Below are 23,152 nucleotides of genomic sequence, written 5' to 3' on the forward strand. Positions count from 1 at the left end.
ATAAAAGCTGAACGATGTCAGAAGCCGGTTGAAAGCGTGATCAGGCCGCCGTTGCCCGGAGCAGCATTGCCCGCGACGCGCCACAGGTAATCGGCTTCGATCCGCGCCGGCGCCTGCCCCACCGTCAGGCGAAAGCTGACCTTAGGCCCCACATCCAAGCGTGCGGCCCCCTTCTGCGCCCCGCCCCGCGCGGTTGCGCCAAGCGCGACATCGCCGAGGTCGAATGCAGCGACGTCGCGTTCCACTACCAGCGCGCCATCGGCGAACGGTGTCGCGAAACTGCCGCCGACGAAACCGGCCTGCCCATATCCGCGTGCATTCAATCCTGCAGGCAACCCGCGCCGCTCGAACCCGCCGGCAACGAATGCGGCCGGTCTGAACTCGGCAGCCTGCCCAGGCCTGTACGTGGCCCGAACCTCGGCATGGACGGCAAGCGGAACGCGCGCGAACGGGCGCAGGCGAAGCCCAACGGCGGCTTCGGTCTCCCCATCCTCCATGAGCGCCGTGGTGGCGCGTGCATAGGCGCCTGGATCATGCGCCGTGCCCGGAGCGAGTCGGTACGACAGGACTGCGCCCATCTGGCTGGCGCCATAGCTTGCCGGACGCACGCCACCCACCAGAGACCCCGTATCGCCTTGCCGCAACACCACCCAGCTGTCGATCCGCCAGGCGGAGCCGGCGATCTGCGGCGAGAAGGGGTCGCGCGGCGCCGATCCGGCGTTGTCGAGCGCGGTCGCCACGCTGCGCGGCAGCGGCAAGGCCGCCATGCCGGCACTGAAGAGCAGCGCGTGGCCTGCAGCGCGGCGATGCGTATCGAAAGCGCGTTGCCGTGCGGTTGGGTCAGGGAACTGCGCGGCGATGTCCCGGTAACTTGCGCGCATGGCTGTTCGGTCCGCAAGATATCCTGGTACATCAGGAAGCCGCGCGCCAGCTTCGGGGGCACGCGCTGGCAGCGGAATGCTGCGTGTGGCGGGCCGCGGTTCAGCAACCGGCAGATTTGCCCCGGCGAACCGCAACGTCTCGGACAGGCGAAGCGTTTGCGGCCACGGGCTTTCCCACAACAGGAGCCGCGCGAGGCACCAGCCGGCGAGCAGCAATCCCAGAAACAGCACAGGCTGCCCCTGCCGCCGGGCGATCACATCGCTCATGCGACCTGCCCGTCCCGCTGAACGAGAGCAGGATGATCGCGGTGTTCGGTCTTGTCCCACACGATGGGCGCACCGCGCAGCGTGCCGATATAGGCGGCAAAAGCCCGGCGGCCGGCGATGATTGCAATGATGTTCGAGACGAAGGTCCGCGGGATGGCGAGCACCCCCTGCCGCCAGCCATATTCACGCGCCGTGCAGCAGAACCGCACCATGAACCGCAGCATCAGACCGGTCAGGTTGAGCCACAGCAACGCCTGCAAGAGAGGCGAAGCGGGCGGTGCCTGTGCGATACCGATCTGTTCGAGCACCAGGCGCACGGCGATCATGCACACCAGCACGTAAGCGATCACCAGCAGGATGGCGGCGAGCGGCCCGCGGCGGTCGCGCAGTTGCATCCACAGATCGACTGGCTGCCGGCCCCAACCGAGCCGGTCCCATCCCTGGAGCGCGATACCGTGCATCCAACGCGTTTTCTGGCGCACCGCCTGATCGAGCAGCGCGGGGAAGAACGCGCGCGTCGCAACCAACCGTCCTTCGGCAGTACGGACGCGCAGGAACCGTCCCTTCCCGCCTGCCTGGGCGATCTTGAGCCCGAGTTCGTAATCCTCGGTCAGCGATTCTTCGGCAAAGGGTTTGCCCTGGCTGGCGCGAGCCAGTTGGGCGAGTGAACCGCGCGCAATCGCGCAACCAACGCCCGCGCCCGGAATGGCTGCGCCCAGCGCATCGCGCACGACCAATGCCTTTCCATGCGCCTCCGCGAATTCGTCGGAGTAATGCGAGCCGATCCAGCGGGAGTCCGGCTGGGGCAGCGCAAGAACCGGTAGCTGCACGAAATCCGCCTGCCACAGGGCCCGGTCGAGCAGTGGCAGCGCGGCCGGGTCGACCATGTCTTCCGCATCGTGCAACACGATCAGCCGAGCGGTGACGCCCGTTCGCTGTTCATCCTCCTCCAGCGCATCGTAGAGACGGTTGAGGCAATCCGCCTTTGACGTCGGTCCATCCTTCCCGTGCACGACGAGCCGGACCCGCGGGTCGCCGCGCGTTGCCGCGATGACCGAGGCGATGGTGGCGGCGTCATTGCGATAGCACCCGATATAGACGGTGAGCTGCGCATAGGCCCATGCATCCAGCATATGCGTCAGCGTCGAGCCGATGACCTCGGCCTCCTGCCAGGTCGGAATGAAGACGGCCGCCGGCCCTGCCAGGCCTTCAAGCTGATCCAGCTCCCGCTCATCGATTCGCGGGGTCCGGATACGGCCCGTGATGCGGCACCAGAGATACGTGCAATCAAGGGCGAATTCGTCGATCATCCCCAGCGCGAAGAAGGCCGCCGCGAACAGCAGCAATTCGTGCTGCACCAGCAAAAACCATTCGGCCGCTGTGAAAGACGCGAAAAGCAACCCTTTACCCCCCGCCTTTCTCGATACCCGCGACTTTCAACACTTGCAACGCAGACAGCTTTGCGAAAGAGAGCATGCCCGAGATGACCGAACGTCCTTCAGCTTTCCGCCTCGTTTTTGCCCCCGTCCGCGCGCTCTTCGTGAGCGATGCGTCGGCTGGCATCCTGCTCATCCTCGTTGCGGCGGCGGCCATGCTGGCAGCCAACTCCCCGCTCGCGGGCGAATACGAACAATTGTTCTATGGCGAACTGGCGTGGACGCCGATCCCGAAGCTCGACGATCTTCACCTGTGGATCAACGACGGTCTGATGGCGGTGTTCTTCTTCGTCGTCGGGCTCGAAGTGAAGCGCGAATGGATCGAAGGACAATTGTCGACCGCCCAATCGCGGCGACTGCCGATTCTCGCGGCCATTGCCGGGATGGCCGTGCCTGCACTGGTCTATGTCGGCGTGGTGGGCGGCGATGCCGAACTGCTGCGTGGCTGGGCCATTCCCGCAGCGACCGACATCGCTTTCGCGATGGGCGTTCTCGGGCTGCTGGGCAATCGCTGCCCCGCCTCGCTCCGCCTGTTCCTGCTGACCGTGGCAATCGTCGACGACATCGGGGCGGTGCTGGTGATTGCGCTGTTCTACACCGCCAACATCAAGCTGGGCTGGCTGGCCGCATCGGGCGCGGTGGTGATTGCCATGATGGTGCTCAACAAGATGCGCGTCGCGCGCTACTGGCCCTATATCCTACTCGCGCTGGTGCTGTGGTACTTCGTGCTCAATTCGGGCATCCATGCCACTATCGCCGGCGTCGTCGCAGCGCTGTGCATTCCGATGGTCGGCCCCGACGATCAGACCATGGTCGAACGGATGGAACATGGTCTTGCCCCGTGGAGCGCTTATCTGGTCGTACCGGTATTCGGCTTCGCCAATGCCGGGGTGCCGCTGGCGGGCATGGGCGTGGATCAGCTGCTTGCCCCCTGCCGCTGGCCATCGCGGCGGGCCTGTTCCTGGGCAAGCAGGTCGGCATCTTCGCGGCCATCTTCGTGGCCGACCGGATCGGCTTCGCGCCGCGTCCCGACCAGGCGACCTGGCCCGAGATCTGGGGCGTATCGATCCTCTGCGGAATCGGTTTTACCATGTCTCTGTTCATCAGCGGACTGGCCTTCGCCGGGCAGCAGCTGCTCATCAACGAAGCGAAGATCGGTATCCTGCTGGGCTCGCTGATTTCGGCGCTCGCCGGATACGCCATCATCCGGATGTCGGCCAAACATCCCGACGATGTGCGCTCACCCTATATCGACTGACCCCTGGGTCGCATGACGAGGGCGCGGCGGGAGCTTACCAGCTCCCGCTGTTCTCCATGCTCGCCCAGGGTTCCTGCGGCTCCAGATACCCGTCCTGCAGCAATTCGATCGAGATTCCGTCGGGCGTCTTCACGAAAGCCATGTGCCCATCGCGCGGCGGACGATGAATGATGTGTCCGGCGTCCATGATCGCCTGGCAGGTCTCGTAGATGTTCTCGACCCGGTAGGCGAGGTGGCCGAAGTTGCGCCCGCCAGTGTATTCCTCGGGGTCACTGCCGTCCTCGGGGGGCCAGTTGTAGGTCAGTTCGACCTCGGCGACGCCCTCCTGCCCCGGGGCGGCCAGGAAGATCAGCGTGAACCGGCCGGCCTCGACGTCGAAGCGCCGCGTTTCTTCCACGCCGATCAGCTTGAAGAAGGCCAGCGTGGCATCCGCATCGGTCACGCGGATCATGCTGTGCAGGAATTTGGTCAAGGGACACTCCGTTCGTTACCAACCGGTGGGGCTGTGATCGCGCAACGGCGACCGGCGACCGGCATCTAGCCGCGCCCTGCCACATCGAGCCGGCGATATGCAATGCGCCATCAACGATGTCGCGGTCGCCCGCCGGACACCGCGAGAGGCACATAGCGGATAGCTCATACCAGAAGGGGCGCGCCATTGCTGGCACGCCCCCGCTTTCCCGCCCGGTGGTTCCTTAGAAACTGGCGGAGATGGTCCCCACGATGGCATCGTCGGTGAAGCCGTCGACCGACGGGCCTTCGACCCCGACATAGGAGACGCCGACTTCGAAATTGCCTTGCGCTACCGCCAGGCCGAGCGCCCAGTCGAGCCCGGTATCGTCGGCCGCACCCGCGAGCAGCGGCGGAGCCAGCGCGCCGTCGGTATAGCCGAGGTGGCCGGTCACGCTGAACGGCGAATCGGCAATTCCGAAACCCACATCGGTATAGATGTAGAGGTTGTCGTCGCCGCCGAGCGAATCCTGTTCGGGCGCATAGGCAACACCCAGCGTGGCTTCCGCCGGGCCCAGGTTCGCACTGATCGAGGCATAGGGTTCGATATAGTCGGTATCGAGCCCGAGGTCCTCGGTCGGATAGATATAATAGAGCACCCCGACGTCGATGCCGACCGCATCGCTCAGTGCACCGCTCCACCCGGCGTAGAGATCGAATTCAACATCGCCATAGGACGGGCCGCCCTTGATCGAGCTGGCCCAGGTGCCGATGTAGAAACCGCTATCGTGTTCGACATCGAAACCGCCCTGGATCGCCGGATCGCCGCCCGAGAGCGAGACCCCGCGGAAGCGGTAGTCGGTGGTCAGGGCAACATTGGCGGATGTGGTGAAGCCGCTGTCTTCGGACTGCGCCATCGCCGGCGTTGCAAGGGAAAGGCCCGCCGTGGCGAGAGAAACGGCCATGAGGCCGCGAAAGGACGTGAGCATTACAAACTCCTGTACGAGTGTCGCTTCGTCCCACCTGCGAATCCGCCGGGGCCATTTTATTAGGCCTCTCATCCGGATACAGTTACAAACCTGCACGTAGCTGCGCGTTTGCGCAAGATCACGCCGGCCAGTTTTCGCATATGCAACAAAAGCTGTGGTTTTCTCGCAACGGCAACACGGCGCAATCCGGGCATTTGTTGCCCCCGTCACGGCAAGCGCCTATCTGGAGCGTCCCCTTTCAAGAACCCGCAGAAAACCAACGATTTTCACCATGATCAAACTCGCCAGACTGTTCAGCAAAGGCAAATCGGCAAAGGTTTTGCCGAAAGTGCCCGAGGGCGAGCGCTACTACGTCATCGGCGACATTCACGGGCGCTGCGACCTGTTCGACGAACTGATTGTCGCGATCGAAGACGACGATCGCCGCGCAGGGCCTGCGCAAACGACGGTGGTCCTTCTGGGCGACCTCGTCGACCGCGGGCCCGAAAGTGCCCGCGTGATAGAGACAGCCATGCAATGGGGCGAGCGGCGCAGCGTCCGCTATATCGCGGGCAATCACGAGGAAATGTTCCTCGAAAGCTTCGAGGACAAGGAGATGCTACGCCATTTCCTCAAACACGGCGGGCGTGAAACCGTGCTCAGCTACGGGATCAAGAAAAAGCGTTATAACGAACTATCGTTGAAGGAACTGCAGGCCGAACTGCACAAGCTCGTACCCGCAGAGCACCGCAACTTCCTGGCCGCGATGGAAGATATCATGATCGCGGGCGATTATGTCTTCGTCCACGCGGGAATCGATCCCAAGCGCAGCATCGAGGACCAGAAAAGCTCCGACATGCGCTGGATCCGTGACCGGTTTCTCAAGCACCGCGAGCCGCTTAGCCATGTCGTGGTTCACGGCCACACGATCTTTGAAGACGTCGAACACACCGACTACCGCATCGGTATCGACACTGGCGCCTTTCGTACCGGCAACCTGACCGCACTGGTGCTGGAAAACGACGAGCGGCGCCTGATCCGGGCACTCGAAACCGATGGCACGATCACGACCGAGAGTCTGGCGTTCGGCTGACGGCGTGACCGCTGTGCAAGGATAGCCGACCACGCTCTCCGCTTTTTCGAGAAAATTGCCAGGGGGCCTGTAAGCCGGGTTCTGTCCCGCGCGCGGTATGCTTGCACACCAGCCACGCGGGGGCAGCCATTCGTCTAGGCTTCGGATTGCTCCGAAGCTCAAGCAGCCAACCCGGGCGGTCGGTGCGAAACGCACCTGCCCGCTCGCGCGGGCGCGCCGCCCCTATTCGGCCTTGCTCCGGGTGGGGTTTGCCATGCGGGCCGCGTTGCCGAAGCCCCGGTGCGCTCTTACCGCACCCTTTCACCCTTGCCTGGACCTGCAAGCAGGCCATCGGCGGTTTGCTCTCTGTGGCACTTTCCCTCGGCCGCCATCCGAAGACAGCGACCGGGCGGGCGTTACCCGCCACCCTTGTTTCGTGGAGCCCGGACTTTCCTCGTACCTTGCGGCACGCGGCTGCCCGGCCCCCTGGCGGTACGCGCGATAGGGCAAACCGGGTGTGGCGCCAAGCCCGCCATTGGCCCTGTGCCCGTTCGCCGGTCCGGCACATCGGACGCGCGGGCTTCTTTGCTCCCCCGCCCCCTCCAAATCATTCGATTTCCTTAACCTTTCCCGCTTAGGCGCCCCACGTTCTGCGAATGGATGCAGGGGGAATTTCAGAAGCTTCATGCGAATCATTGGCTGCATCGTCGAAGACCACAATCTGTGGTTCGTGCTGATCGCCGCGATCATGTGCGTTGCAGGATCGATGGTATCCGCCACGCTCTTTCGCCGGACGATGGCTGAAGAGGGTCCAGCGTGGGTCCATTGGTGTTTCCTTTCTGCCGTAACCGCCGGGGCGGCTACCTGGGCGACGCATTTCATCGCCATGCTTGGCTATCAGACCACCGCCCCGGTCTCGCTCGACGGCGTGCTGACCGTTATCTCCGCGCTCATCGCTGCGGGCGGCATCGGCCTGGGCCTGGTCCTCGCTTCATCGACTTCCGCGCGCATTGCGGTTCTGGGCGGGGGGCAACCATCGGCTTCGCGATCAGCGCGATGCACTACGTCGGCATGTTTGCCTATCGCGTCGACGGGATCGTCAGCTGGGACTGGCGCTACGTCCTCGCCTCTCTCGCAATCGCCATGGTCTGCGCTGGCTCCGCCATCCATCTGCTGCGCGATCAGGACAACGGACATCGCGTATGGCAGGCCGGAATGTTGCTCGCCTTGGCTATAATCGGCCTGCATTTCAGCGGCATGGCAGCATTTTCGGTGACCGCGATGGCTGGCTATTCGCAAAACGGCGACAGCGATGCCTTCGCTGCCCTGGCTGCGGCCATCGGCATGGTCGCGCTGCTGATCGTGGGCACCGGCATCTCCACCTATCTGGTCGAACGCAAGGCCAGCGCGGACGGAGAGAACCGCATCGCGCATATCGCCATGCACGATGCACTGACGAACCTGGCCAATCGCCGACAGTTCACCGAAGCACTAGCGGGTGAATGCAATGCCATCGATAGCGGGGGTCAACCGTTCGCGCTGATGATGGTCGATCTCGATCGTTTCAAGCCGATCAACGACACACTCGGACATTTCGCCGGCGACCTCGTGCTGCAACGTATCGCCAATCGGCTCAAGTTGGCAGCGCGCAGTGGTGACATCGTTGCGCGGATCGGGGGCGACGAATTCGCGATCATCGCATTCGGGGTCACGGGAGTCGCGACTGCGGCGGAAATCGCCGAACGCGTCGTCGAAGTGCTTTCGCGTCCGATGGTCATCGATGGAAATGTCGTGGAAATCAGCGGCAGCGTGGGCGTGGCGCTGGCGCCCGACCATGGCACCGAGCCCGACGCGCTCGTCCAGCACGCCGACATTGCGCTGTATTCGGCCAAACATCATGGCAAGCAGACCTACCGGGTATTCGAACCGCAGTTGATGGAGGTGATCCAGCGCCAGCGCTCGCTCGAGGCCGCGCTGCGTCGCGCCTCGATGCGCGACGAATTCCGCATCGTGTATCAACCGGTGTTCTGCTCGGCGAAGGGTGAGATTACCGGTGCCGAAGCGCTGCTGCGCTGGACCTGCCCCGAGCATGGCGAAATTTCGCCGACCGAATTCATTCCCATTGCCGAAGAACTCGGGCTGGTTGCACGCATCGGCGCGGATGTCCTGCGCAAAGCCTGCAAGGACGCCGCCTCATGGCCTGCCCACATCGACCTCGCGGTCAACGTATCACCGGTCCAGCTACTCGACCCGCGACTGCCGCAAACCGTTGCGCAGGCGCTGGCCGATTCGGGCCTGTCCCCGTCCCGCCTCGAACTCGAAATCACCGAAACCGCACTGCTCAACAATGACGAGGCAGCGCTGCGCACGCTGACGCAGATCCGCGATCTCGGCGTCCGCATTTCGCTGGACGATTTTGGCACGGGCTATTCCTCGCTCAGCTACCTTCACCGTTTCCCGATCAGCCGCATCAAGATCGACAAGAGCTTCGTCCAGAAGCTGCCTGACGACGTCGGGAGCGCTTCGATCGTTCGGGCAATCGCCCAGCTTGGTTCAAGTCTCAGCATGAAAATCACCGCCGAAGGTATCGAAACCGATTCGCAGCTGTCCTTCATCAAGGAACACGGGTGCGACGAGGTGCAGGGCTTCCTTACCGGGCGCCCCATTGCCCTCGCCGATTTCCTGGTCCTTACCGGCCACCAGGCCGAAAACGTCGAAGCCTAGGAAGGAAGCGACACATGCCGATCAGCAGGCTGCTCTATACCAGCTCCGCCCGCCTCGAACCGGGCCCGCAGACGATCGACAAGCAACTGTGCCGACTGGCCGGGGAAGCCGCGCTGCTCAACGAGGAAGCGGGAATCACCGGCGTGCTCGTTTATGTCGAAGAGCAGTTCATCCAGGTCCTCGAGGGCGAGAGCGCCGTGGTCGAGGAAGTCTTCGAACGCATCTGCTGCGATTTCCGCCACGCGCAGATCAAGCTGATCGACCTCATCCCGGTCAGGCAGCGGATGTTCGCGCGCTGGCACATGGCGCGGTTATGCGAAGGCGCGGATCCCGAATCGATGCTCGACGACGATTTGAAGAACATTCGCTACCTGCTGGGCGTGAACGCGCGCGCCGCGGTCGAACGAATGTACGAAACGCTCATATCGTATGAGGATATCGACAGCTAGGACCAGCCTGCCGCGGGGCTGCGTGAGGCGGGCCGAAACCCGGCCTAACGCGTGTGGCCGCGGTCGCGGTCGAGCAGCAGCTGGAACAGGATGGCGCGCACCTCGCCGTCGATTTCGCCATTAATCTTTTCGGGCCGCCAGCGGCGCTGGAAGGCTTCGACCGCCTTGTGGCCATCGGTTACATCGTATCCGAACCGCTCGAGTGCGAGATAGAAGGCCGCGTCATTGTCGAACGGGTCGCCCCGTTCGAGCTTCTGGGGCCGCGGCAGGCACAGGCCGTATTCCGCCAGCCGGTCCCATGGGAAGAGTTCGCCGGGATCGATCTTGCGCGCCGGTGCAACGTCCGAATGGCCGATCACATTGGCCCGCGGGATATCGTACCGCTTAACGATCCGCGCCACCAGCGGGACCAATGCCTGGAACTGGGCCTCGTTGAATTCGCGGTAACCGTATTTGTGACCGGGGTGGTCGAGTTCGATACCTATGCTCGCCGAATTCACGTCCTTGTGTCCGCGCCAATATGCGACCCCGGCGTGCCAGGCGCGCTTTTCCTCGGGCACCAGCCGGACGACCTCGCCCTGTTCACCGATCAGGTAATGCGCGGAAACCTGCGCTTCGGGATCGCACAACCGTTCGATCGCGAAGCCCTTGTCCTGCATCTCGGTGTAATGGATCACCACCATCTGGATGGGCATGGTGCGTTCGTTGTGGTTCGGCGACAGCACTTCGCGGTCGACCAGTTCGTCTTCGCTTACGGGCAGCTTTTCCCCGGGCGTGCCGAAATCCGAACTCAACCGATCAGCCCTTCAGCTTCGGGCAGGACCGCGCCGAGCACCAGCGCATCGTCACCGCGGTGATACTGCAGCCCGCCGCCACTTTCGCTGGCAAGCAGGTGGATCATGTGCGCGGCGGCAGTGCGGCTGGTGAGGTCGGACCGATCGAGCGATCCGTCGAGCGCCCTGCCGATGGTTTCATCGAAGGCGATCTTGGGCCCGGCGGCGCGCACCACGATCTCGCAGGCTCCGTCGCGGCGTTCGGCCCCGATGTCGAGCGTACCGCCACGCACCAGCGCATCGATGGCAATCTGGGCGAAGTTCAGCAGGACCTTCACCGCCGGCTTGGCCAGCGTGGCATCGGCCAGCGCCCAATTGAGGCTGATCTTGCCGTTATCGGTCACCAGCGCCTCGATCAGCGCCTGCGGTTCGGTCACTTCGACGCGGTCGCCGAACCCCCCGGCGGCCCCGAAAGCGAGCCGGAAGAACTTGAGCTTGCTGGTGCTGACATGCGCACTCTGTTCGAGCAGTTCGACCACATTGGCCCGCATTTCGGGATCGGTTTCCATCGCCAGCAGCTCGAGCCCGTTGGACAGCGCACCCACGGGGCTGAGCATGTCATGGCACAGCCGCGAACACAGCATTGCGGCGAGATCGATCGATTGGCGGTCGTCCATTGAGGTCCCGATTGGTGAAGAATTCATGAGGGTCTTAGCGAGGGGTGACCTCATAGGGAAGCGCTTCGAAACCGGCATCCCCCGAACGCCACAGCGTGATTCGGCCCACCGCGATTATTGCCCAGATCGCCCCGTCGTTCGCTGCCAGCGCGTTGTCGGTCGCGGACGGCCGGGCCAGTCCATTGGGGTGCGAGTGGTAGTAGCCGACAACGCGCGGGCCGCCCGAACGCGCCGCGCGGTGCGCGTCGATCAATACCTGCGGATCGATTTCGAAATGCCGCGCGGGATCGGGATGGACATTGCGCGCCGGCAGCGACCCGGTGACGCCATCCGCCGACCCCAGCAGCACCCCGCAGCATTCCAGCGGGTGCGCACGCTGTGCTTCTGCAAGCATGCAGGCGACGACATCACTTGAGAGTTCGAACGGCATCGCGCATGGCCCTAGCATGGCCGAAGCCGATATCATCACCGGAAAGCTGGCCAGCGGCGGCCGCCTCGACAAGGCGCTGGCTGACGCGACCGAATTGTCGCGCGAACGGATCAAGGGCCTGATCGCTGCGGGGGCCGTCACCATCGGCAAGACGCTGGCCCGCAGCGCATCGGCGAAGGTGCAGGGCGAAGAGCGTTTTGCCATCGCGCTGCCCCCGCCCGAACCGCTGGCCGCACTGGCGCAGGACATACCGCTCGATATCGTGTTCGAGGATGCCCACCTGCTGGTGGTCGACAAGCCCGCGGGAATGGTGGTGCACCCGGCAGCGGGCAATCAGGACGGTACGCTGGTCAATGCGCTGCTCCACCATTGCGCGGGCCGCCTGTCGGGGATCAACGGCATTGCCCGCCCCGGTATCGTCCACCGTATCGACAAGGACACGTCGGGGCTCTTGGTGGTCGCCAAGTCGGACGCCGCGCATGAAGGCCTGGCGCGGCAGTTCGCCGATCATTCGATCACGCGCCGGTATCTGGCGGTCTGCGCCGGACACCCCGCGCCGCCGGCAGGCACCATCGCGGGCCGGATCGGGCGTTCGGTTCACGACCGCAAGAAGATGGCGGTGTTGCCCGACGATACGACGCGCGGGAAGCACGCTGTCACGCATTTCGAAACGGTGCGCCGCCTCAATCACGCGGCACTGCTCGAATGCCGTCTTGAAACCGGGCGCACGCACCAGGTCCGCGTTCACTGCGCGTCAATCGGTCATGCGCTATTGGGGGATCCAGTATACGGTCGGACCCCCAAGCCCTTGCGGCAGGTGCTCGAATCACTCGGGTTCCACCGCCAGGCGCTGCACGCGGCACGGCTGGGCTTCAGCCATCCTATCAGCGCTGAAACCTTGGATTTCCGCGCCGAACTGCCAGCAGATATGCGGGAACTCATCGACGAAACCGCACGTTGAAATCGATGAAACGCGTGTGCAATTTGGGCCGTGTCCGCTATACGTAAACCTAGTGGCCCGAAGGTTGGATGCCCGTCAGGGGTCCGGCGAGCGAGGTCGACGCAAGAAAGGTCAGGGTACAAGTGAGCAATACCAAATCTTTGAGTGTCCCGGCACTCGGCGGCGAGCAAAGCCTCAACCGCTATCTTTCCGAAATCAAGAAATTCCCGGTGCTGACGCAGGAGCAGGAATACATGCTCGCGAAGCGCTATGAGGAACATGACGATCCCGAAGCTGCGGCGCAGCTCGTCACCTCGCACCTGCGGCTGGTGTCGAAAATCGCCATGGGCTACCGCGGCTACGGCCTGCCGGTGTCGGATCTCATCTCCGAAGGCAATGTCGGCCTGATGCAGGGCGTCAAGAAGTTCGAGGCCGATCGCGGCTTCCGCCTCGCGACCTATGCCATGTGGTGGATCAAGGCGAGCATCCAGGAATATATCCTGCGCTCGTGGAGCCTCGTCAAAATGGGCACCACCGCCGCGCAGAAGAAGCTGTTCTTCAACCTGCGCCGGATGAAGAAGAACCTCGACGCTTACGAGGACACCGACCTCCATCCCGAGGATGTGAACAAGATCGCTACCGATCTCGGCGTGCCCGAGCAGGAAGTGGTCAATATGAACCGCCGCATGATGATGGGCGGCGACGGGTCGCTCAACGTGCCGATGCGCAACGGCGAAGACGGTTCGGGCGAATGGATGGACTGGCTCAAGGACGATGGTCCGTTGCAGGACGAGCTCGTCGCCAATGCCCAGGAATCGGAAGTCCGCCACGACATGCTGATCGAGGCGATGGACGGGCTGAACGAGCGCGAGAAGCACATTCTCACCGAACGCCGCCTGACCGAGAACCCCCAGACGCTGGAGGAACTCAGCCAGGTCTACGACGTCAGCCGCGAACGCATCCGCCAGATCGAAGTTCGCGCGTTCGAGAAGGTGCAGAAGGCAATGAAGGCCATCGCCGGCGAGAAGCTGCTGGCCGGCGTGGCCTGACCGGACATCGCTTCGTCAAACCCTATGAAAAGGCCGCCGACACCTCCGGGTGTCGGCGGCCTTCTTCATTTCGAACGGCCTAGCTGGCGGGTGCCAGTTCCAGCACAGCCGCCACCATCGCCTCGGTGCCCAGCGTTACCGACTCGCGCGGGGCGATCTTGAACAGGGGCGAATGGTGCGAAGGCACCGGTGGACCGCCGGCTGCAGCTGCATCGAACGCCGCCTGCGGTGTGCCCCCGACAGCGAAGTAGTAGCCGGGGACGCCATATTCCTCAGCTACGAAATAGGCGAAATCTTCCGCACCCATCCCGCGCTGCTGCCATGGGATGAGCACTTCCTCACCCAGATCGCGCTGCAGCGCCGCGTTGAGTCGCCGCGCGAGTGCAGGGTCGTTGTTGGTTACGGGGGTTCCTTCCGAAACCGCGACCTGGACTGGCATCTCTTCAGGAAGTCCATGCGCCCTGCCCGTATTGACGGCTATGCGCTCGATCGCGGCGAGCAGCTGCGCACGCGTGTCCTCGTCATTGGCGCGCACCGTGAGCTGCAGATCCGCCCGGTCCGAGATAATGTTGTGCTTGGTACCCGAATGGAACGCCCCCACGGTGATCACCGCGGGCGACAACGGCTCGATCTCGCGGCTGACGATCGATTGCAGCGCCGTGACGATCTGCGAGGCAATATAGACCGGATCGCGGCCCATGTGTGGGCTGGCCCCATGCGCGCCGACGCCCGGCACGATGATATCGACCGAATCCGCGCTCGAATACTGGATGCTTTCCGAGGCCGAAATCTTGCCCGCCGGCAGGATCGAGGCAACATGGAACGCCAGCGCGTAGTCGGGCGTGCCGAACCGGTCGTAGAGGCCGTCTTCCAGCATCGCAGCCGCGCCGCCGACCCGCTCTTCCGCCGGCTGCACCACGAACATGAGCGTTCCCGACCATTGGTCCTTCATGGCCATCAGGCGCCGCGCGGTGCCGACCATCGCGGTGATATGCACATCGTGGCCGCAGGCATGCATGACAGGGTATTCCGTGCCGTCCTGACCAACCTGCGTCGCCGTCGATGCGTAATCGAGCCCGGTCTTCTCGGGCATCGGCAGGCCATCCATATCGGCACGCAGCAGGATCAGCGGGCCTTCGCCGTTGCGGGCCATGGCGACGACCCCAGTCCCGCCGACGCCTTCGGTCACGTCGAGCCCGGCAGCCCGCAATTCGGCAGCCATCCGCTTTGCGGTCTCCGTTTCGAGGAAGGACAGTTCGGGATTGGCGTGAAAATGCTCGAACAGATCTTCGAGATGGCTGTCGTAATCCGCGGCCACCGCCTGTTTTACCTGTGCCGGATCGGCGGCGGCGGGTGTGGCACCCAAGGACAGGGCCAAGGCCGAAGCGGCCAATCCGAAAATCGCTTTGCGCATAGATACTCCCTCACGGCTCCCCATGGCCGAAGGGGCAGGTAAGCATGCATGGTCGCCGGTCGCAAGCAGGCTGATTGCGCCCGCCCGCCCGGCCAGCTAGATGCCCGGGAATGCGCTGGGTGATCCGCTTCCTTTTCAAGGCCCTGATCGGCTTCCTGGGTCTGAGCCTGGCCCTGGTGCTGGTGTTCAAATTCATCCCGGTACCGGTAACCGCCACCATGCTGATGGATTCCAACGGCATCACCAAGGACTGGACCGCGCTTTCGAATATCGACCGCACCATGGTCCGCGCGGTGATTGCCGCGGAAGACGGCAAGTTCTGCAGCCACGAGGGTTTCGATCGTGAAGCGATCGAGGACGCGCTCGAGAACAACCACCAGGGCGGCAGGATCCGCGGCGGGTCGACGATCAGCCAGCAAACGGCGAAGAACGTCTTCCTGTGGCAGGGCGGTGGCTATGTCCGCAAAGGCTTCGAAGCGTGGTTTACCGTGCTGATCGAACAGATCTGGGGCAAGCGGCGGATCATGGAAGTCTATCTCAACGTCGCTGAAACGGGCCTGGGCACCTATGGTGTGGAGGCCGGGGCGCAGCGCTACTTCGGCAAGTCCGCCGCTTCGCTGACTCCGCTCGAAGCTGCCCGGATGGCCGCCGCATTGCCGCAGCCCAAGCAGCGCGCCGTCAGGAACCCGAGCGGCTGGCTGGCGCGCCATGGCAACACGATTTCTGCGCGCATCGGTTCGGTAGCCCGTGACGGCCTCGATTCCTGCGTCTATCGATAACGACGATGGGAGCTGGCCACAGCCATTCGCATGATGACGGGCACGGGCACAGCCATGCCCCCGCCGATTTCGGCAACGCCTTCCTGATCGGCATCATTCTCAACACCGCATTCGTCATCGTCGAAGCAGCCTATGGCTGGATTTCCGGATCGATGGCGCTGATCGCCGATGCCGGGCACAATCTGTCCGACGTCCTCGCGCTGCTGCTCGCATGGGGGGCAAGCGTCGCGGCCAGGCGCCCCGCTTGCGAACGTTTCACTTATGGCTTCAAGAGTTCCACGATTCTTGCAGCGCTGGCCAATGCCGGATTGCTGCTGGTCGCGATCGGCGCGATCCTGTTCGAGACGCTGCACCGCATGGCCGAACCGGCACCGGTCCAGGGGGAAACGATGGCGATCGTCGCGGGCATTGGCATCCTCGTGAATGCCGGCACCGCTGCGCTGTTCCTGCGCGGACAGCACGATATCAATATCCGGGGGCGTTCCTGCACATGGCGGCCGATGCGCTGGTCAGCCTGGGCGTGGTCATCGCAGGGCTGGCAATCATCTGGACCGGTGAACGCTGGATCGATCCCGCGGTCAGCCTCGTTATCGTGGCCGTCATCGGCTGGGGGACCTGGGGCCTGCTGAAGGACAGCGTCGCCATGAGCATGCTTGGCGTGCCCAAGGGTATTTCGGAGAACAAGGTGCGCGCCTATCTGTCCGGCCTGCCAGGGGTCGACGCGGTGCACGACCTGCATATCTGGCCGATGAGCACGACCGAGACCGCGCTGACCGCGCATCTGGTCATGCCCGCGGGCCACCCAGGCGACGGGTTCCTCCGGCGACTGGCGGGCGAACTGGATCGCCACCACCGCATCGGACATCCCACCATCCAGATCGAAACCAGCCGCGCGGCGTGCGGGACGGGTTGCTGATGCGCCGGTCCACGCCCCAGGCCCGCGAAATGTTGAAGGCGGCGATGCGCCGCCTGGCCGCCGGCGAACGGTCGGCTCTCGAAGAGGTCTACCGCGCCACATCGGCGAAACTATTCGGCATCTGCTACCGTATCTTGGGCGATGAGAAAGAAGCCGAGGACGCATTGCAGGACGTTTACCTGACGCTGTGGCGGCGCGCGGATCGCTACGATCCCGAGCGCGCCAGCCCGATATCGTGGCTGGCCACTTTTGCGCGAAACCGCGCGATCGACCGGTTGCGCGCAGGGAAAGTCCGGCTGGCCGCAGTCCCCGAGGACCAGGCTGCGCCCGTTCCCGACGATCGCCCCCTTGCCGAAGCGATGATGATCGATTCCGAACGCGAAGCGCGCGTCCATACCTGCCTCGAAACTCTGGACGAAACCCCGCGGGAGGCGATCCGCACCGCCTTTTTCGAAGGCCGCACCTATGCGGAACTGGCCGAGCGGATGGATGTGCCCCTGGGGACGATGAAAAGCTGGATCCGCCGCGGACTCGCGAAACTCAAGGGTTGCATGGAGATGGGCGAGTGACCGCCGACCAACTGCTTGCGGCCGAATATGCGCTTGGCCTGCTGGAGGGCGAGGATCTGCTCGCCGCTCGGGCACGCGAATCCGCCGATCCCGCTTTCGCACGAGATGTCGCAGAGTGGCAGGAGCGCCTCGCTCCGCTGGCCGACGATATCGACCCCCGCATGCCCCGCGAAGAGGTGTGGCAACGCATCGAAGCCGAACTTGGTGCCGATAGCGGCAACGCGCAGGTCGTCGCGCTCGCGGCGCAGCCTGCGCCGTTGGCAATGGGCCGGCGGTTTCAGCGCGGCGGCGGCGATTGCGCTCGCCTTCCTCGCGCTGCCGCAATTGATCGGCCCCGCCGGGGAGACCCGCCCGGACCCGGCCGCCGAACGCATGGCCCGGGCACCGATGGCGGCAACCATGCCGATAGGCGGTACCCCGCTCAATCTCGATTTTACCTATCTGCCGGACGACCGCAGCTTGCTGGTCGGCGCGGTCGGCCTCGAAGCAGATGGCGTGCACGATCACGAAATCTGGTTCGTTCCGCCCGAAGGCGAGCTGGTCTCGCTCGGCGTGGTGACGCCCGGCGAGGTCGTGGCGCACAGCGTGCCGGAAAGCGTCGCCCGCACCTTGCACGATGGTTCGCAGTTGCTGCTGACACGCGAACCGCTCGGCGGCAAGCCAGAGGATTCCGCAGCCGGTCCGGTTGTCGCCGAGGCCGAATTCGCCACGATCTGATTTTTTTGACCCGGCATGCATCCGCAAGGACGCAGCCCTCGTAACTCTTCGCACAGGCAGGACGGGGCCTGACGCAAAGGAGAGTTACAATATGGCGTTTTCTACCTCACTGAAGGCTTCGGCCCTTGCTTCGATCGCGGCAATGGGCGCTTTCGCACTCGCTACCGGGAGCCCGGCGCTGGCCGACCATCACGGCAAGAAAGCCGAAATGAGCCAGGCGAACATCGTCGAGACCGCGATGGGCACGGGAATGCACGAGACACTGGTGGCAGCTGTAAAGGCTGCCGGACTGGTAGACACGCTGGCCGCTCCGGGGCCGTACACTGTCTTTGCGCCGACCGATGATGCCTTTGCTGCACTGCCCGCCGGCACGGTCGACACGCTGCTCCAGCCCGAGAACAAGGGCCAGCTGACCAGCATTCTCACCTATCACGCAGTGGCCGGGCGCGTTCCCGCATCCGCGCTCGCGCAGGCGATCACCGACGCTGGCGGCACTTACGAATTCCAGACCCTGGCCGGCAACACGCTGAGCGCGTCGTTCGACGGTCAGACCATCGTGGTTACCGACGAAGCCGGTCGCACGACGAATGTGGTCAAGGCCGATGTTAACACCAGCAATGGCGTGATCCATGTGACCGACGGGGTCTTCCTCCCCGGCTGATCGATCCCCCCGGATGCCGTGTAACGACCCATCTGGCACGGCATCCTCCTGTCCCCCGTCTGGCGCTCCGCAGAGGCCGGGCGGGGTTTTTTTGACCCGAAACCAGAAGCGCGCCGCCTGACCCGGTCAGACGGCGCGCTTTGTGTTCGCTACGAAGGACGGCCTGTTCAGGCGGCTTCTTCCTTCTTGTCGTCCTTCTTGCCGCCATGGACCTGGACCGGCTCCTTCTTGCCTTCGACCACATCCTTGTCGATGACGATTTCCGTCACCCCGTCGAGATCGGGAAGGTCGAACATCGTATCGAGCAGGATACCTTCGACGATCGACCGCAGGCCGCGGGCCCCGGTCTTGCGCATGATTGCCCGTTCGGCGATCGCGCGCAGCGCTTCGTCGGTGAACGTCAGTTCGACGTCCTCGAGCTCGAACAGCTTGTGATACTGCTTGGCGATGGCGTTCTTGGGCTCCTGCAGGATCGTCACCAGCGCATCGACATCGAGATCGTGCAGCGTGGCGATGACCGGCAGGCGGCCGACGAATTCGGGGATCAGGCCGAATTTGAGCAGGTCTTCCGGCTCGCTCTTCTCGAGCAGTTCACCAACGCGGCGCTTGTCCGGGTCGGCGACATGTGCGCCAAAGCCGATCGAGCGCTTCTGCAGGCGGTCGCCGATGATCTTGTCGAGCCCGGCGAAGGCGCCACCGCAAATGAACAGGATATTGGTCGTGTCCACCTGCAGGAATTCCTGCTGAGGGTGCTTGCGCCCGCCCTGCGGCGGGACCGAAGCGGTGGTCCCTTCCATCAGCTTGAGCAGCGCCTGCTGGACACCCTCGCCCGATACGTCGCGCGTGATCGAGGGGTTTTCCGCCTTGCGCGTGATCTTGTCGATCTCGTCGATGTAGACGATGCCGTGCTGGGCTTTCTCGACATTGTAGTCGCTGGCCTGAAGCAGCTTGAGAATGATGTTCTCGACATCTTCGCCCACGTAACCCGCTTCGGTCAGCGTGGTGGCGTCGGCCATGGTGAACGGCACGTCGAAGGTGCGCGCCAGCGTCTGCGCCAGCAGCGTCTTGCCCGAACCGGTCGGACCGACGAGCAGGATGTTCGACTTCGCCAGTTCGACATCGCCGGCTTTCGCGCCATGCTTCAACCGCTTGTAGTGGTTGTGCACCGCGACCGAGAGCACGCGCTTGGCGCGATCCTGCCCGATCACGTAATCGGCGAGCGTGGCGCAGATTTCGGCGGGCGTGGGAACGTCGCCTTCCTTCTTGCCGGTCAGTCCCGCCTTGGTTTCCTCGCGGATGATGTCATTGCACAGTTCGACGCACTCATCGCAGATGAACACCGTCGGGCCCGCGATGAGCTTCCTCACCTCGTGCTGCGACTTGCCGCAAAAGCTGCAATACAGGGTCGATTTGCTGTCGGTTCCGCTCAACTTGGTCATATCCTAACGTCTTTCCCACGCCCCGCCGGCCGAAGGCCGACTGTAGGGACCATGGGATTTGGGTCAATATCGTAGGTACCACACTGCCCTTGCTACAGGCTGAAGTGTCAGGGTTGCCAAAACCCTTCGACATTCTCGCACCATTCCCGCATGCGCATCGTGCCCGTGCGGGGATTTGCCACCCGAATTACTCGGGCGCGCCGCCCGAACCTTCGGCATCGCCGCCGTCGTTTTCGGGCCGGGTTTCGAATACCTTGTCGACGATGCCGAACTTCATCGCTTCATCGGCTTCAAGGAAGGTATCGCGGTCCATCGCCTTCTCGATATCGTCGAGGCTCTGGCCGGTATATTTCACATAGAGATCGTTCATGCGCTTCTTGATGCGCAGGATCTCGCGGGCCTGGATCTCGATGTCCGAGGCCATGCCGCGTGCGCCGCCCGAAGGCTGGTGCACCATGATCCGGGCATTCGGCAGCGCGATGCGCATGCCGGGTTCGCCTGCCGCCAGCAGGAAGCTGCCCATCGAGGCGGCCTGGCCCATGCAGACGGTCGAGACGCGCGGCTTGATGTACTGCATCGTGTCGTGGATCGCCATGCCGGCAGTCACCACGCCGCCGGGCGAGTTGATATACATGCTGATCGGCTTCGAGGGATTTTCGCTTTCGAGGAAGAGCAGCTGCGCGGTGATCAGCGAAGCCATGCCGTCTTCGACCTGCCCCGTCACGAACACGATGCGTTCGCGAAGCAGGCGGCTGAAGATGTCGAAGCTGCGCTCGCCGCGGCTGGTCTGTTCCACCACGACCGGCACCAGCGCGCCGGTAAGCGGATCGCGGGTGAACTGGCCCTGGGTGCCGTGGGCGTCGCTGCCGAGCAGGTCGATCATGAGTATTCCTCTTGTCGGGTGAATCGGTCGCCTATGTCGCCATGGTGCGAGCGATGTTCAAGGGCCTTAACCCACGAAAGGCACGGATATGTGGCCCTTGCCCAAGAACGGGGCGCTTTCCTCCGCGCTTCCCCCGCCCCGGCCCAGAGCCGACACGGAAGATTCCGTTTGTCGGCTGCCGAACGACGCCGGTCGAGCGTCCGTTGGCCTTGACGGTTACAAACGTAGACGAAGTGCCGGAAAGCAAGAACAGGACAGTGGGAGGCTGCCGTTTTCAAGTCATCGACATCAAGGCTTCTGGGCGCTTCGCTCGCGGCGTTATGCGCTTGGGTCCATGCCCCGGCGCAGGCGCAGGATGCCGCGGCACCCGCAGCCACACCGCCCGCTGTCACCGCAGGGGCGCAGGTTTTCGAACCACCCTATTTCGCGCAGTTCGCACCCCGCAACGCGCTCGACATGGTCGACCGGATTCCCGGATTCTCGATCAGCGGTGGAAATAACCAGGGCCAGCGCGGACTGGGACAGGCAACGCAGAATGTGATCGTCAATGGCGAACGCCTGTCGAGCAAGTCAGAAAGCGTCAGCGACCAATTGCGGCGCATCCCGGCCACCGATGTCGTGCGGATCGAAATCCTCGATGGCAATGCGACCAGTATTCCCGGCCTTACCGGCCAGGTTGCGAATGTCGTCTATACCAGCACCGGAGCATCCGGCCAGTTCAGCTGGACCGCCGGGTTTCGCCCGCACAATACTGCGGCACAGCTTTATGGCGGCGAGATATCCGTCATCGGCAGCAGCGGCGCACTGGATTACACCGTGTCGCTTTCCAACGACAACGATCGCTTCGGTGCCGATGGGCCCGTGGCGATCGCCGATAGCGAAGGTATTCCGCTCGAGCAGCAGTACAGCAAGTTTTCGGGCAAGTTCGACAACCCCCGCCTGTCGACCGCTTTCGCCTACGATTTCGGCGGGAATGTCGTCGGTAACCTCAATCTCAGCTACGGCGAAGACTTCTACGTCCGCCGCGAACCCGAAACCGCCACGCGGGCGCAGGGCCCGGTGCGGTTTCGCGATGTCCGGGTGGACGAGGACGGCCCCGAATACGAACTGGGCGGTGATATCCAGCTTCCCTTGGGACCGGGCAGGCTCAAGCTGATCGGTCTCGAACGGTTCGAGCGCGACAATTACACGTCCACGCTGATCGACAGCTTTTCCGACGACAGCATTACAACCGGATCGCGCTTCCAGCAGACCAATGCCGCCGGCGAGCGGATCGGGCGGTTCGAATACGACTGGAAGCTGTGGAATGCCGATTGGCAGCTGTCGGGAGAAGCGGCCTTCAACCGGCTCGAACGGCGCTCGCGCCTGTTCGAGCTCGCGCCCGGGGGCGAGTTCGTCCAGCTGTCCTTCCCGCAGGGCAATGGCGAAGTCCGCGAAGACCGCTACGAAACCAGCCTGAGCATGTCGCGCTCGCTATCGCGCACCCTGTCGCTCCAGCTGATCGGGGCGATGGAATTCTCCACCATCGAGCAGACCGGCTTCGCAGCCAATTCGCGCAGCTTCAAGCGGCCGAAAGGTTCGTTTGCTGCAACCTGGAAACCGCGCGAGGATTTCGACATCTCGATCACCTTCGCCAAACGCGTCAGCCAGCTTTCCTTCGGCGACTTTCTCGCCTCGGTTTCGCTCAACGACGACAACCAGAACGGCGGCAACAACGAACTGGTCCCCTACCAGAGCTGGAACATCGAGCTCGAGGCCAACAAGACCCTGGGCTCGTGGGGATCGATCCAGCTGCAGGCGAAGCGTGCCTGGTTCGAGGATTTCATCGACTGGTTCCCGCTCGCCAATGGCGGCGAGGCCCGCGGCAATATCGGCGATGCCGAACGGTTGCACCTGCAGGCCAATGCCACGCTCAATCTCGATCCGTTCGGGTTCGCGGGCGCGCGCCTCGACGTGGAAGTGGTCAAGCGGTTCATGGATGTGACCGATCCCTTCACCGGGCTGTCCCGGCCGTTCTCTTACGATTCCGAGGGCAGCTTCGACATCGACTTCCGCCATGACATTCCCGCGACCGACTGGGCCTGGGGCGTCAATCTGAACCATTTCGACCAGGCGCCGTATTCGCGCCGCTACGAGAACGGGCGCGAGTGGGAAGGGTCGGTGTTCGGTGCGGTGTTCGTCGAGCACAAGGATCTCTTCGGCCTCACTATCCAGGCACAGGCGAGAAACCTGCTGGGGGCACGCGATTACTTCCGGCGGACGGTCTATGACGGACCGCGCCCCGACGCCGGCATCCGCTTCACCGAATTCCGTGATCGGCGGATCGGGCCGATCTTCCGGCTGGTCGTCAGCGGAGATTTCTGACTCGCGCGGACCCGCACCCGCGCTTGCGCGTTAGGC

Annotated in this window: 20 protein-coding genes, 1 other RNA gene and 2 pseudogenes; 12 read left to right on the forward strand and 11 right to left on the reverse strand. The window is 63.8% G+C overall.

Going from position 1 to position 23,152, the window contains the following annotated elements; all coding sequences use genetic code 11:
- Nucleotides 1-17 precede the first annotated feature (17 nt).
- Nucleotides 18-1,148, reverse strand: a complete 1,131-nt coding sequence (locus WKH79_RS07755; RefSeq protein ID WP_341858515.1) for a hypothetical protein — start codon at nt 1,146-1,148, stop codon at nt 18-20.
- Nucleotides 1,145-2,548 carry a glycosyl transferase family protein gene (locus WKH79_RS07760; protein ID WP_050600823.1) on the reverse strand — a complete coding sequence of 468 codons (1,404 nt, stop codon included), beginning with the start codon at nt 2,546-2,548 and terminating at the stop codon, nt 1,145-1,147. The genes WKH79_RS07755 and WKH79_RS07760 overlap by 4 nt, the downstream gene beginning before the upstream one ends.
- 83 nt (nt 2,549-2,631) lie before the next feature.
- Here WKH79_RS07760 and nhaA point away from each other — a divergent pair.
- Nucleotides 2,632-3,842, forward strand: a pseudogene (gene nhaA / locus WKH79_RS07765) (Na+/H+ antiporter NhaA).
- Between the two features lie 34 nt (nt 3,843-3,876).
- Here nhaA and WKH79_RS07770 read toward each other — a convergent pair.
- Nucleotides 3,877-4,314 carry a VOC family protein gene (locus WKH79_RS07770; protein ID WP_063510979.1) on the reverse strand — a complete coding sequence of 146 codons (438 nt, stop codon included), beginning with the start codon at nt 4,312-4,314 and terminating at the stop codon, nt 3,877-3,879.
- Between the two features lie 223 nt (nt 4,315-4,537).
- Nucleotides 4,538-5,281 carry a TorF family putative porin gene (locus WKH79_RS07775; protein ID WP_341858516.1) on the reverse strand — a complete coding sequence of 248 codons (744 nt, stop codon included), beginning with the start codon at nt 5,279-5,281 and terminating at the stop codon, nt 4,538-4,540.
- Between the two features lie 271 nt (nt 5,282-5,552).
- Here WKH79_RS07775 and WKH79_RS07780 point away from each other — a divergent pair, with 271 nt between their 5' ends.
- Nucleotides 5,553-6,353, forward strand: a complete 801-nt coding sequence (locus WKH79_RS07780) for a metallophosphoesterase family protein (RefSeq protein ID WP_050600826.1) — start codon at nt 5,553-5,555, stop codon at nt 6,351-6,353.
- A gap of 54 nt (nt 6,354-6,407) precedes the next feature.
- On the opposite strand, the gene rnpB is transcribed toward WKH79_RS07780, so the two are convergent.
- Nucleotides 6,408-6,822, reverse strand: an RNA gene (gene rnpB / locus WKH79_RS07785) — RNase P RNA component class A.
- Between the two features lie 557 nt (nt 6,823-7,379).
- Here rnpB and WKH79_RS07790 point away from each other — a divergent pair.
- A complete protein-coding gene (locus tag WKH79_RS07790; RefSeq protein WP_341860102.1) occupies nt 7,380-9,056 on the forward strand; it encodes an EAL domain-containing protein in 1,677 nt (558 codons plus the stop codon).
- A 14-nt stretch (nt 9,057-9,070) separates the two neighbouring features.
- Nucleotides 9,071-9,505 carry a BLUF domain-containing protein gene (locus WKH79_RS07795; protein ID WP_050600828.1) on the forward strand — a complete coding sequence of 145 codons (435 nt, stop codon included), beginning with the start codon at nt 9,071-9,073 and terminating at the stop codon, nt 9,503-9,505.
- A 44-nt stretch (nt 9,506-9,549) separates the two neighbouring features.
- Here WKH79_RS07795 and WKH79_RS07800 read toward each other — a convergent pair whose 3' ends face one another.
- From WKH79_RS07800 to WKH79_RS07810, 3 genes are all read right to left on the reverse strand, one after another.
- On the reverse strand, nt 9,550-10,200 hold the full coding sequence (locus WKH79_RS07800) for an N-acetylmuramoyl-L-alanine amidase (protein WP_050601003.1): 651 nt from the start codon (nt 10,198-10,200) through the stop codon (nt 9,550-9,552).
- A 95-nt stretch (nt 10,201-10,295) separates the two neighbouring features.
- Nucleotides 10,296-10,955 (reverse strand): histidine phosphotransferase family protein, encoded by a 660-nt coding sequence (locus WKH79_RS07805; protein WP_050600829.1) that lies wholly within the window; start codon nt 10,953-10,955, stop codon nt 10,296-10,298.
- 34 nt (nt 10,956-10,989) lie between these two features.
- Nucleotides 10,990-11,385 carry a M67 family metallopeptidase gene (locus tag WKH79_RS07810; protein WP_341858517.1) on the reverse strand — a complete coding sequence of 132 codons (396 nt, stop codon included), beginning with the start codon at nt 11,383-11,385 and terminating at the stop codon, nt 10,990-10,992.
- A gap of 16 nt (nt 11,386-11,401) precedes the next feature.
- Here WKH79_RS07810 and WKH79_RS07815 point away from each other — a divergent pair, with 16 nt between their 5' ends.
- Both WKH79_RS07815 and rpoH read left to right on the forward strand, forming a co-directional pair.
- Nucleotides 11,402-12,346 (forward strand): RluA family pseudouridine synthase, encoded by a 945-nt coding sequence (locus tag WKH79_RS07815; protein WP_341858518.1) that lies wholly within the window; start codon nt 11,402-11,404, stop codon nt 12,344-12,346.
- A 122-nt stretch (nt 12,347-12,468) separates the two neighbouring features.
- Nucleotides 12,469-13,374: an RNA polymerase sigma factor RpoH gene (gene rpoH / locus WKH79_RS07820; protein WP_197458241.1), complete on the forward strand. Its 906-nt coding sequence runs from the start codon at nt 12,469-12,471 to the stop codon at nt 13,372-13,374.
- Between the two features lie 79 nt (nt 13,375-13,453).
- Here the strand turns inward: rpoH and WKH79_RS07825 are convergent, their stop codons facing one another.
- The gene (locus tag WKH79_RS07825) at nt 13,454-14,788 is read right to left on the reverse strand and encodes an amidohydrolase (protein ID WP_341858519.1); all 1,335 of its coding nucleotides are present in this window, start codon (nt 14,786-14,788) and stop codon (nt 13,454-13,456) included.
- Between the two features lie 110 nt (nt 14,789-14,898).
- Between WKH79_RS07825 and mtgA the strand changes: the two genes are divergently transcribed.
- The 5 genes and pseudogenes from mtgA to WKH79_RS07850 all read left to right on the forward strand — a co-directional run bounded on the left by mtgA (nt 14,899) and on the right by WKH79_RS07850 (nt 18,430).
- Nucleotides 14,899-15,567 carry a monofunctional biosynthetic peptidoglycan transglycosylase gene (mtgA, locus tag WKH79_RS07830; protein ID WP_341858520.1) on the forward strand — a complete coding sequence of 223 codons (669 nt, stop codon included), beginning with the start codon at nt 14,899-14,901 and terminating at the stop codon, nt 15,565-15,567.
- A gap of 5 nt (nt 15,568-15,572) precedes the next feature.
- A pseudogene (locus tag WKH79_RS07835) lies at nt 15,573-16,483 on the forward strand (cation diffusion facilitator family transporter).
- Nucleotides 16,483-17,052 carry a sigma-70 family RNA polymerase sigma factor gene (locus WKH79_RS07840; protein WP_341858521.1) on the forward strand — a complete coding sequence of 190 codons (570 nt, stop codon included), beginning with the start codon at nt 16,483-16,485 and terminating at the stop codon, nt 17,050-17,052. Before WKH79_RS07835 ends, WKH79_RS07840 begins: the two are co-directional and overlap by 1 nt.
- A 204-nt stretch (nt 17,053-17,256) precedes the next feature.
- Complete coding sequence (locus WKH79_RS07845; RefSeq protein ID WP_341858522.1) at nt 17,257-17,769, forward strand: anti-sigma factor; 513 nt, start codon at nt 17,257-17,259, stop codon at nt 17,767-17,769.
- Between the two features lie 91 nt (nt 17,770-17,860).
- The gene (locus tag WKH79_RS07850; RefSeq protein ID WP_063505215.1) at nt 17,861-18,430 is read left to right on the forward strand and encodes a fasciclin domain-containing protein; all 570 of its coding nucleotides are present in this window, start codon (nt 17,861-17,863) and stop codon (nt 18,428-18,430) included.
- 167 nt (nt 18,431-18,597) lie between these two features.
- Here the strand turns inward: WKH79_RS07850 and clpX are convergent, their stop codons facing one another.
- Entirely contained in the window at nt 18,598-19,869 is a 1,272-nt protein-coding gene (gene clpX, locus WKH79_RS07855; protein WP_050600838.1) for an ATP-dependent Clp protease ATP-binding subunit ClpX, read from the reverse strand.
- A gap of 187 nt (nt 19,870-20,056) precedes the next feature.
- Complete coding sequence (locus WKH79_RS07860) at nt 20,057-20,752, reverse strand: ATP-dependent Clp protease proteolytic subunit (RefSeq protein WP_050600839.1); 696 nt, start codon at nt 20,750-20,752, stop codon at nt 20,057-20,059.
- 297 nt (nt 20,753-21,049) lie between these two features.
- On the opposite strand from WKH79_RS07860, the gene WKH79_RS07865 reads away from it, so the two are divergent.
- Nucleotides 21,050-23,116: a TonB-dependent receptor gene (locus WKH79_RS07865; protein ID WP_341860103.1), complete on the forward strand. Its 2,067-nt coding sequence runs from the start codon at nt 21,050-21,052 to the stop codon at nt 23,114-23,116.
- Nucleotides 23,117-23,152: the final 36 nt, after the last annotated feature.

This window comes from Qipengyuania sp. GPGPB31, from assembly GCF_038396345.1.
Classification (GTDB): domain Bacteria; phylum Pseudomonadota; class Alphaproteobacteria; order Sphingomonadales; family Sphingomonadaceae; genus Qipengyuania; species Qipengyuania citrea.